This window comes from Acidovorax facilis, from assembly GCF_023913775.1.
GTDB classification, from domain to species: domain Bacteria; phylum Pseudomonadota; class Gammaproteobacteria; order Burkholderiales; family Burkholderiaceae_C; genus Acidovorax; species Acidovorax facilis.
Map to the genome: position 1 here is coordinate 1 of NZ_JAMXAX010000182.1, position 9,954 is coordinate 9,954.

Sequence of the window (9,954 nt, forward strand, 5' to 3'; positions counted from 1 at the left end):
TCGGGTGGGTTTGCGCGAATGCTCGAATCCGTTGTCTTGATCTGCGGCCATTGCCAAGGTCTGCTGCTTCATCTGCGGATAACGTTTGACCCCTCTCAATGGTGGACCTTAATCAGCGTTGCCCTAGAGGCGCATCGTGCCCGAGCCCTCTCTGCGGGTACAGATACAGGAACGCACAGATCGGACCATAACAGCACGCCAGTAATCTGCGCTGTTCTACCCGTTCCTGCACCGCCGTGTACCTGCCGGGGCAACGCTGCTTTTTTTACGCTACAGCCTCACAGCAGCCCTTTCTTCAGGAGCCCCGCACCATGCCACAGCGCAATCCAACCACCATACCGCCCACCACCCCGTCGGCCGCAGTCACCTTGGGCCTCGCACCCGGCCAGAGCCTGTGGCTGTGCCTGCCGCCCGGCAGCGCACTGCACACCACTCAGGGAGAGGTGTCACTTCGCTTTGCTCCACGAGACTTCGGGCACGCGTTGCACACTCTGCCGCAAATGCGGCTTGGTGCGGGCGAACATCTGCCCGAGGGCTGGAACACCAAGGCCACCTGGGTGCAGGTGGGCAACGCCCTGCACTGCCGCTCAGAGATCCAGGTGATCGAAGGCACCCCCAGACCGGGGCTTTGGCACCAATTACGACACCTGCTGCGCTCGGCCTTTGCAGGCCGGGACAAAACCGCAAAGAACCGCACTTTTGGCAAGGTGCCCGCAATGCGGTAACCGCTGCACCAAAGAAAAAGGCCTTGCCAGATGGCAAGGCCTTGGACAATGCGCGGCCCGCTTCAGGCCTGCGCCGCACGCAGCCGCAGCGAGAACTCACGCAGTGCGGCTATACCGCTTTCTTCCGCGCGGCGGCACCAGGCTTGCAGGTCCGCGGTGAGCTGCTCGCGCGATTGCGAGGTGTTGAGCCAAAGCTGGCGCAGCTCTTCGCGCATGGTGACCATCTTGTCGAGCGCGGGGTGCGCGGCACGGGCCTGGGCCAGTTGCGGCAATGCGATGGCCGGCACCTTCTCGGCATCGCGGTGCAGCCAGCGCTTGGCGGCCTGGAGCACCGAGGCATCGGCATTGCGTGCCTTGAGCGCTGCGATTTCGTCCTTGCAGGCCTGGCGCACGCCACGTGCATAGCCAGCCATCACCTCATAGCGGTTGGCAATCAGGGCCTCCAGCGTCTTTTCATCGGCTACAGGCTTGACGTCACCCAACTGGAGCTTGGGCGGCACCTTCTTGACCGTGGCCCAGCCAATCTTCTTCATCATGGTGATGTAGACCCAGCCGATGTCGAACTCATACGGCTTGACCGAGAACTTGGCCGACGTGGGATAGGTGTGGTGGTTGTTATGCAGCTCTTCGCCGCCAATGATGATGCCCCAGGGCGAGAGGTTGGTGCTGGCATCCTGCGCCTCAAAGTTGCGGTAGCCCCAGTAGTGGCCCACACCGTTGACCACACCCGCCGCCCAGAACGGAATCCAGAGCATCTGCACCGCCCACACTGCGGCGCCCAGAGCGCCGAACAGTGCAAGGTTCAGGATCAGCATGAGGCCCACACCCTGCCAGCCGTAACGGGTGTAGACGTTGCGCTCCATCCAGTCATCGGGCGTGCCGTGGCCGAACTTCTTCATCGTCTCCAGGTTCTTGGACTCGGCGCGGTACAGCTCGGCGCCACGCCACATCACGGTGTCCAGCCCACGGGTCTGGGGGCTGTGGGGGTCGTCCACGGTTTCGCACTTGGCGTGGTGTTTGCGGTGGATAGCGACCCATTCCTTGGTGACCATGCCCGTACCGATCCACAGCCAGAAGCGGAAAAAGTGCGAAGGGATGGCGTGCAAGTCCAGCGCGCGGTGCGCCTGCGCGCGGTGCAGGAAAATCGTGACCGCCGCAATGGTGATGTGGGTCGTCGCCAGGGTGTACAGAATGATCTGCCACCAGGCCAGGTTCCACAACCCATGGCCTAGCCAGTCAATGGCAGCGTTCAGTACAGCCCAATCGGGTAACAGCATATTCAGAAAGCCTTACTTCTACAGAGAACCCGTTCGCCAACGGACCGGGCATCTGATTTTAGAGTGGTCCCCACGAAATAGGTTCGGGGGTATCCATGGTATTTACGCTGATTTAGCGCCTTTAGAATGCCAAGTCAGGCCTTTTTGGACCAGATTGCGGCAAAGAACCCATCCGTTTGGTGCACATGGGGCCACAGGCGCAAATACCCACTGCCCGACTCACCACCGCTGCACAGACCCTTGGCCCCCTCCACCTTGAGCTGCTCCAGCAGTTCGCCCGCGTCGAGCAGTTCAAAGTCCGTGTGCGATGCGCTGAATGCCTCTGCGATGGCCTCGTTTTCCTGCGGCAGGATGCTGCAGGTGGCATACACCAGACGGCCGCCGGGCTTGAGCAGGCGCGCTGCGCTGTCCAGAATGGCGGTCTGTTTGGCCACCAGCTCTTCGATGGCTTTGGGCGACTGGCGCCATTTGAGGTCCGGGTTCCGCCGCAGAGTCCCCAGGCCCGAGCACGGAGCATCGACCAGCACGCGGTCAATCTTGCCCGCCAGCCGCTTGACGCGGTCATCGCGCTCGTGGGCAATGGCGGCGGGGTGCACGTTCGACAGGCCGCTGCGGGCCAGGCGCGGTTTCAGAGCATCCAGACGGTGCGCCGAGACATCAAACGCATACAGGCGCCCGGTGCTGCGCATGCCCGCGCCGATGGCCAGGGTCTTGCCACCTGCACCTGCGCAAAAATCCACCACCATCTCGCCGCGCTTGGCGTCAAGCAGCAGGGCCAGCAACTGCGAGCCTTCATCCTGCACCTCGATGGCACCGCGCGTGAACGCATCCAGCTTGGTCAGCGCTGGCTTGTCGTCAATGCGCAGGCCCCAGGGCGAATACGGCGTGGGGCTGGCCTTGATACCGGCCTTGGCGAGCTCCTTTTGCACGTCGGCACGCTTGTCTTTGAGGGCATTAACGCGCAAATCCAGCGGGGCGCTCTGCGCCAGGCTTTCCACCAGCGGCCAGAAGCCGTCGCCCAGTTGGTCCTTGAGGGGCTTCACCAGCCATTCGGGCAGGTTGTGACGGTGGCGCTCCATCAGGTCATCGACCGTGACCGCATCGCACTGGTCCAGCCAGTTCTTTTCCTGGTCAGTCAGTGCGCTCTTGAGGAAGTCGCGCGGGCCGTAAAACCCCAGGATGGCCAGACGGCGCTCCTTGGGTCCCGAGCCCGAGGGCGCCATGTGGTCGAACAGGAGCTTCTTGCGCAGCACGGTGTAGACCGTTTCGGCCAGGGTGGCCCGCTCGCGGGGGCCCAGGCCCCGGTTGTCGCGGAAGAATCGTGACACCACCGCATCGGCGGGGTGTTCAAACGTGAGGGTGAGCCTGACCAATTCGGCACAGGCGTCGAGAAGAACTTTGGGATGCATCCCCGTATTGTCCACCCCCTGAGCCGCTTCGCGTCATCCCCCGGAGGGGGACGCCACCGGCGGCCTGGCGAAGCCAGTTCCACGGTGGCACTGGGCTGGGCCTGCGCCAGTCTCCACCATCGTGTGCAACTCACCGTGCAGACGAGAAAGGGACGAGCAAAAAGTTGGCAATCAACGGGTATAGATCGGATCGAACGCGTAGCGCTGGATTTCCTTGAGCGTGGGCGATTCACCCGCCCACAGCGCCAGCGCCAGCGCGGGGCCGGGAAGGCTCAGATTGCGCTCCAGGGCACGGCACAGGTGGTAACGGCTTTCATCGTCCATCCCCGGCAGCTCGACAAAGATCAGGTACGCACGGCGCTGCGGATGCTCGCGCAGGTTCTTGCGCACTAGCCAGCAGCGGGCAAGGGGCGCACAGCGGGCCAGTTCCGATTGCAGCTCGGCCAGTTCGAAGGGGCTCAGGTCGTGACGCGTGATCTGGCTGAAGAAGGAGGTGCCCGACAGCTCTTCCCAGGCGCGCTCTTCGGACTCCTGCGCGCGCTCCAGCCGCTTGCGCCACTGTTTGAAGGCCGCCGCATCATGCTCCATCCCCATGCGGGGAGTTTCCAGCTCGGCCAGCGCGGTGCGCGCGGCCCAGTAGCGGTCGTTGCTGCCCGCTTCCCACACCCGGTGCAGCAGCAGAAGCTTGCCTTCGCGATCGTCCTCGGGCAGGCAAGGCACCAGTCCACACAGGGCAGGCGCGTACTCGGGGCTGCGCTCCAGCGCCAGCTCATACAAGGCACGCACATCGGCACGGGGGTCCAGATGGCGCTTGAGGCGGGCAAGCTCCACCAGCTCGGCCGCACTGTTCTGAGCGATGGAAGCCTGCAGCGCCTGGGCGCGTGCGCGCACACGCTCCAGCCACGCATGGTGCTGCTTCCACTCCGTAGCGTTGTCGCGGCACCATTGTTTGTCGAAGTGTTTGACCCACCGTTTGGCCTCATCGCCCAGCAGGGTCAAGGCATTGCCACGCGACCAGTCGGGCAGTGTGGGCGTGGCATCCAGTGCTTCGATGCGGTCCCGCAAGCCGGGGTGGGTGTCGTCCACACTGCTCAGGCGCTTGAGCGCTTGGCGCAGTGCGTCGTTGGCAAAAGCGGCATCCGGGGCCTCGGCCAGGAAACGACGCATGCTGCGATAAGGCCCCACCGGCAGCGGATTGCCAGCGGCACCGCACCAGTGGTTGCCCCAGAACTCTGCCTGCAACGCTGCGCCCCGGATCTCGATCTCGGCCAGGGCGGCGGCGGTCACATCACGGCCCAGCAGCTTGCCCGCAATGCGGTCGGCCTCGTATTCGTCCTGGCGGGCCAGCGCAAACGTCTTGGCCGAAAAGCGCGGAAAGTACCAGCGCATGAACGCCTGCGTGGCCGCGGCCACCGGGCCTTCGTCGTCGGCCAGACTGTGGTTCAGGCGCATCCACGACAGGCGTGTGCGATAGATCCAGGCCGCAAACCGGCCATGGTCGCCGCGCAAGTGGCCGTACTCGTGTGCCAGCACGGCGAGAAAACGCGGCCGGTCCAACGCCATCAGCAAAGGCAGCCCGATGCTCAGGTGGTTAACGGCGCCACCCAGCAGGCCGTACTTGGGCAGCTGCTGGATGCTCGCATTGAACTCGTCGTTCAGCGTGACCTTGTGGATGGGCGGGCCCTTGATCTTGCGGCGGATGCGCTCCAGCGCCTCAAAAAGCTCCGGTGCCTCCAGCGCCGTGATCTCCACGCCCTCAGGCGCGTCAAAACGCACCCACAGCGCCCGCAGGCTGACCCACAGCAGGCCCGCAGCCCCCAGCAGCAGCCACACCATGGCAAAGCGAAACTTCCCCTGCAACATCTGCGGCACCACCCACAGCAAAATGCCTGCGGCAAGTCCCAGGCACCCCAGCACCCAGGCATAGCCCAGCGCCGCAAACACGGCCACACTGCGGCGGTATGCGCGGCTGTTGTCAGCACTGGCATGCTCGCTCATGCGCACCAGATGCACAAAATCTGCCTGATCCACGGGCTTCCCTCACTCTTGGGTTGTTTTCAACCGCCATCCTAACCACTCACGACCCCGCACCCACCACCATGACCGACGACGACCTGCCAGCACTCATTCGCACACCACCCGGCCTGTACCGCCACTACAAGGGCATGCTCTACGAGGTGATTAATACCGTGCGCCACAGCGAAACGCTGGAGCCCATGACGCTGTACCGCGCGCTCTATGGCCAGCGTGGGCTGTGGGTGCGACCCGCCGCCATGTTTGAAGAGCAGGTGCTCGTTGACGGTGTGATGCGGCCACGGTTTGAGAAATGCGGGGATGAAACCCCAGCGGGCTGAGCCCGGTGGGCTCACGCCGCAGTGCGCGGAAAAATGGCTGCTGCCACCAAACCACCACCCGCAACATTGCGCAAGGCCAGCCTCCCTCCGTGCCGCCGCACGATATCGCTGGCAATGGTGAGCCCCAGCCCGGCCCCGCCACTCTGGCGGTTGCGCGAGGACTCGATGCGGTAGAACGGCTCCATGACCCGCTCCAGCTCTTCGGCAGGCAAACCCGGGCCATGGTCACGCACCTCGATGGTCAGCGCATCGACCGCATCGTGCAGCGTGACCTCGGCGCTGCCGCCGTAGCGAATCGCGTTGCCCACCAAGTTGTCCAGACAGCGCCGCAGCGCCACGGCCTGCCCCCGCAGCGGGGCCGCCTGCCCCGCCACCGTGACCCGATGGCCCATGGCGAGCTGGTCGTCGGCCATGCTGTCCACCAGGGCCTGCACATCCAGCAGCACCCAAGCCTCGGCGCCAGCCACGCCGCGCAGGTAGTCCAGCGTTGAGGCGATCATGGCGTCCATCTCTGCAATGTCGCGGCGAAACAGCTGCTGGGCGTGGCTATCGTCCAGGCATTCGGTGCGCAGGCGCAGCCGGGTCAGCGGCGTGCGCAGGTCATGCGACACCGCCGCCACAAACCGGTCGCGCTCGGCCAATTGCTGTCGGATGCGCGCCTGCATCTGGTTGAACACACGGCTGGCGTCGCGGCATTCCAGCGTGCCGTCCTCGGGCAGCGGGGGCCGGTCGATATCGCGGCCCAACTCTTGCGCCGCCGTGGCCAGCCGGTGCATGGGGCGCGACAGCCAGCGTGCCGCCCACCAGGCCACGGCCACCAGCGCCGCCAGCCGCACGCTGATGTCGAGCAGCAGCCCCAGTTGCAGCGACGGCGGGGCATTCCACAAGCCCTGCTCTGGACCCGGCGGCGGCAACGGCAAAGAGTGCCCATCGGCTGCCACCCCGGGGGGTTGCGGGCCAGGCGGGTGCCCGGGGTGCGCGGGGTGCGCGGGGCGCAGTTCAAACATCAAAGTCAGCGCCAGCACATGGCTCACGATGACGGCCACGATAAGCAGCAGAGCGAGCCGGCCAAAAAGGGTGTCAGGCAGCCAGCGCCGCAGCGCCGCAGGCCAGCGCGCAACCATCAATGCGGCCATCCCACCTGCCCCTGCAGCGACTGCACGTTGAACACGTAACCAGCGCCCCGCACAGTGCGGATCATCGAGGGCGAGCGCGGGTCGTCCGAGAGCTTGCTGCGCAGGCGCGAGACCAGCAGATCGATGCTGCGCTCGAATGCGTCCATGGCCCGGCCTCGCGCCTGCTCCATGAGCTGGTCGCGGCTGAAAACGCGGCGCGGCATGCGCAAGAAGGTGCAGAGCAGGCGAAATTCGGCGTTGGACAGCGGCACCACCACACCCTGTGGGGATACCAGGTGCCGCTCGATGCTGTGCAGGGTCCAGCCATCAAAGCGCACCACCCCGTCAGGCTCCTGGGGGGCCGGGGCGCTCTCGCCGCGCGTGCGGCGCAGCACGGTCTGGATGCGTGCCACCAGCTCGCGCGGCTCGAAGGGTTTACCCATGTAGTCGTCGGCCCCCATCTCCAGGCCCAGCACGCAGTCGTAGGGGTTTGCGCGGGCGGTGAGCATGATGATCGGCACCCGGGAGCGTTCACGCAGCTCCCGCGCGAGGGTGATGCCGTCGGTGCCGGGCAGCATCACATCCAGCACCACCAGGCCGATGGGGTGCGCGAGCATCTGCGCGCGCATCGACGCCGCATCACACGCCGCGTGGGCGGCGTGGCCAAAGCGGGCGAGGTATTCGGTGAGCAGTGTGGTGATCTCCACATCGTCGTCCACCACCAGGATGTGTTGCATGGGCTCTGTCGTGCAAAAGAACACCCAAGTTTAGGCAGCTACAAACCACTGCTGGCGACGATCTGGCGGGCATTTCCGCCATTGTTCGGTCCTTGTGGACGCCCTTTGTATCGACCTTGGTACAAAGCAGACAAACCCCGGAGACACGCACAACCAAGAATGGTTACGGGCCATGGCTGAGGGCTTCCGTTTTGGAGGACCAGGCACCGACCCACCCTTGGAGCGAAAGGAACGACGATGACGACCATCAGTAGCGTCAGCAGTGCCTGGTCCAGTGCAAGTGTGCAGCGGGCATCACGCCCGGCGCCCACGCCGGAGCGGCTGCTGTCCAAAATCGATGCCGACGGCAACGGCGGCGTGAGTGACACCGAACTGCAGGGCCTTCTGGACGATGTGGCCAAAATTTCCGGCGTCAGCAGCCAGACCAGCGCTGCAGACTTGGTCAAGCGGTACGACAGCAATGGGGACGGCAACCTCAACGCTGACGAGCTGGGCAAGACGATGCAAAGCGTGTTGCCCCCGCCACCGTCCACCATGGCTTTTGCCCAGTCGCGGGGCGACAGCGACACCGCCACCGGCCAGGCGGGCGACGACCTCTTTGGCAAGGTGGACAGCGACGGCGATGGCGCCGTGAGCAAGACCGAGCTGCAGGCCCTGCTGGAGGCGATGTCGGGCGGCACGGCGAGCCAAGCGGGCGTCAGCAGTGACGACGCGTTCAGTCAACTGGATGCAGACGGCGACGGCAGCCTGACCCAAGCCGAATTCGACGCGGGCCGCCCTTCCGGCGCGGCGGGTGAAGCAGGCGGCGGCATGCAGGCCATGGGCGGCATGCCACCACCACCCGGAGGCCCAGGTGGTGCAAGTGCTTCCGCCAACAGCAGCACCACCTACGACGCCCTGGACACCAACAAGGATGGTGAGGTCTCGCTGACAGAACGGCTGGCTGGCAGCCCCAGCAGCGTGGAGCAGGACGCGATCACCGCGCTGTTCAACGCCATCGACACCGATGGCGACGCCAGCATCAGCGCCAGCGAATCCAGGACTTTCATCGACCAGTTGACCAGCCAGCTCCAGCAGCCCCCCAGCCAGGCATCGACATCGGACACCAGCCAACGCAACGACCTGGCGCGGCTGGCCGACTTTGCGCGCCAGCAGTACGCAATGGCGGCCAATGACTGGAATTCGCCCGCCAGCACCGGTAGCCTGAGCGCAATGGCCTGATCAAAAAGGAAGGGGCTGGCTTGCCACCAGCCGCAGGTTTTCTGGCCACGCAGTGCGATTCGCCCGTCAGTTGACGAGCTGCGTGCGCCGGGATCTCTGAGCCATCCGGCAGCAGAAAATATGAACAAAAACAGGCTCTATCGCTTCATGGACAAGCGTAGTTAGCTACTAATTTTATAGCAAACAATATACCCCCTGAGCTCACCAAGGCCTGTGGGGGGCGAAAGCCGGACGCTCCCAAACCGATCAGCCTGTGGACTACAAGGCCTGAATCAGCGCCCGCACGGCCCGGGGGTAGATCACGTGCTCCTGCGTCAGCACCCGGGCCGCCAGCGTCTCGGCCGTGTCGCCCGGCAGCACCGGCACCACGGCCTGGTCCAGGATGGGGCCCACATCCAGCTCGGCCGTCACCTGGTGCACCGTCACGCCCGCAAACTTGCAGCCCGCGTCGATGGCGCGCTGGTGTGTGTGCAGCCCGGTAAAGGCCGGCAACAGCGAAGGGTGGATATTGATGAGCCGCCCGGCGTAGTGCGCCACAAACCCTGGCGTCAGGATGCGCATGAACCCCGCCAGCACCACCAGGGCAGGCTGGTGGCGGTCAATGGTGGCCGCCAGCTCGGCATCAAAAGCCTCGCGGCTGGCAAAGGCCTTGTGGTCCAGCGCCTCGGCAGCGATGCCCTGCTCCCGCGCAAACACCAGCCCGGCGGCATCGGGCTTGTTGCTGATGACGGCCGCGACGCGGGCGCCGTAGCGCTGCTCCCAGTGCTCCTGTTGTGCGGTACGCACGATGGTGGCCATGTTGGAGCCGCCGCCAGAGATCAGAATGACGATGTTCTTCATAAATTGCCATGGATTATCTAGGAGGCTGTCGAGCATGGGGTTGGCTCTGCGCCACCGCCTGGGGGTACCAGGCAAGGCGCGGGTGAGGCCGTGTGGCCCAGCCACACAACGAACCCGCAACGCAGCATGGCGGCCCCAGGCGGCGGCCCGAAGGGTTGTGCGACAGAGCACGCAGGCGGCGTTGCCCATGCTCGCTGCACAGCCAGTGCAGCTTGCGCTGGGCGCCTAGCCTGCATACTCTGTCGCACAACGCAGCGCCAACCCCAAGCCCGACAG

The 9,954-nt window shown here is 65.1% G+C and carries 9 protein-coding genes; 3 read left to right on the forward strand and 6 right to left on the reverse strand.

Going from position 1 to position 9,954, the window contains the following annotated elements:
- Positions 1 to 311: 311 nt before the first annotated feature.
- The gene (locus NFX52_RS27915) at positions 312 to 725 is read left to right on the forward strand and encodes a hypothetical protein (protein ID WP_055398500.1); all 414 of its coding nucleotides are present in this window, start codon (positions 312 to 314) and stop codon (positions 723 to 725) included.
- A 62-nt stretch (positions 726 to 787) separates the two neighbouring features.
- On the opposite strand, the gene NFX52_RS27920 is transcribed toward NFX52_RS27915, so the two are convergent.
- The 3 genes from NFX52_RS27920 to NFX52_RS27930 form a co-directional block, all read right to left on the reverse strand.
- Positions 788 to 2,002, reverse strand: coding sequence for a DesA family fatty acid desaturase (locus NFX52_RS27920; protein ID WP_055398501.1), 1,215 nt, complete (start codon positions 2,000 to 2,002; stop codon positions 788 to 790).
- Positions 2,003 to 2,136: 134 nt separating this feature from the next.
- Positions 2,137 to 3,411 carry an RsmB/NOP family class I SAM-dependent RNA methyltransferase gene (locus tag NFX52_RS27925; protein WP_055398502.1) on the reverse strand — a complete coding sequence of 425 codons (1,275 nt, stop codon included), beginning with the start codon at positions 3,409 to 3,411 and terminating at the stop codon, positions 2,137 to 2,139.
- A gap of 171 nt (positions 3,412 to 3,582) precedes the next feature.
- Positions 3,583 to 5,442: a M48 family metallopeptidase gene (locus NFX52_RS27930; RefSeq protein WP_055398503.1), complete on the reverse strand. Its 1,860-nt coding sequence runs from the start codon at positions 5,440 to 5,442 to the stop codon at positions 3,583 to 3,585.
- Positions 5,443 to 5,510: 68 nt separating this feature from the next.
- Here NFX52_RS27930 and NFX52_RS27935 point away from each other — a divergent pair, with 68 nt between their 5' ends.
- On the forward strand, positions 5,511 to 5,765 hold the full coding sequence (locus NFX52_RS27935; RefSeq protein ID WP_055398508.1) for a DUF1653 domain-containing protein: 255 nt from the start codon (positions 5,511 to 5,513) through the stop codon (positions 5,763 to 5,765).
- Positions 5,766 to 5,776: 11 nt separating this feature from the next.
- Here NFX52_RS27935 and NFX52_RS27940 read toward each other — a convergent pair whose 3' ends face one another.
- On the reverse strand, positions 5,777 to 6,901 hold the full coding sequence (locus tag NFX52_RS27940) for an ATP-binding protein (RefSeq protein ID WP_055398504.1): 1,125 nt from the start codon (positions 6,899 to 6,901) through the stop codon (positions 5,777 to 5,779).
- Positions 6,889 to 7,617: a response regulator gene (locus NFX52_RS27945; RefSeq protein ID WP_055398505.1), complete on the reverse strand. Its 729-nt coding sequence runs from the start codon at positions 7,615 to 7,617 to the stop codon at positions 6,889 to 6,891. The genes NFX52_RS27940 and NFX52_RS27945 overlap by 13 nt, the downstream gene beginning before the upstream one ends.
- Before the next feature lie 237 nt (positions 7,618 to 7,854).
- Between NFX52_RS27945 and xopAW the strand changes: the two genes are divergently transcribed.
- Entirely contained in the window at positions 7,855 to 8,838 is a 984-nt protein-coding gene (xopAW, locus tag NFX52_RS27950) for a XopAW family type III secretion system calcium-binding effector (RefSeq protein ID WP_055398506.1), read from the forward strand.
- 258 nt (positions 8,839 to 9,096) lie between these two features.
- Here xopAW and purN read toward each other — a convergent pair whose 3' ends face one another.
- On the reverse strand, positions 9,097 to 9,678 hold the full coding sequence (gene purN, locus NFX52_RS27955) for a phosphoribosylglycinamide formyltransferase (protein WP_055398507.1): 582 nt from the start codon (positions 9,676 to 9,678) through the stop codon (positions 9,097 to 9,099).
- Between the last annotated feature and the right edge of the window lie 276 nt (positions 9,679 to 9,954).

What these genes read in the sequence shown, in the direction of transcription:
- NFX52_RS27915 (WP_055398500.1), top strand. Translation starts at nt 312, where the DNA reads ATGCCACAGCGCAATCCAACCACCATACCGCCCACCACCCCGTCGGCC.
- NFX52_RS27920 (WP_055398501.1), bottom strand. Translation starts at nt 2,002, where the DNA reads ATGCTGTTACCCGATTGGGCTGTACTGAACGCTGCCATTGACTGGCTA.
- NFX52_RS27925 (WP_055398502.1), bottom strand. Translation starts at nt 3,411, where the DNA reads ATGCATCCCAAAGTTCTTCTCGACGCCTGTGCCGAATTGGTCAGGCTC.
- NFX52_RS27935 (WP_055398508.1), top strand. Translation starts at nt 5,511, where the DNA reads ATGACCGACGACGACCTGCCAGCACTCATTCGCACACCACCCGGCCTG.
- NFX52_RS27940 (WP_055398504.1), bottom strand. Translation starts at nt 6,901, where the DNA reads ATGGCCGCATTGATGGTTGCGCGCTGGCCTGCGGCGCTGCGGCGCTGG.
- NFX52_RS27945 (WP_055398505.1), bottom strand. Translation starts at nt 7,617, where the DNA reads ATGCAACACATCCTGGTGGTGGACGACGATGTGGAGATCACCACACTG.
- xopAW (WP_055398506.1), top strand. Translation starts at nt 7,855, where the DNA reads ATGACGACCATCAGTAGCGTCAGCAGTGCCTGGTCCAGTGCAAGTGTG.
- purN (WP_055398507.1), bottom strand. Translation starts at nt 9,678, where the DNA reads ATGAAGAACATCGTCATTCTGATCTCTGGCGGCGGCTCCAACATGGCC.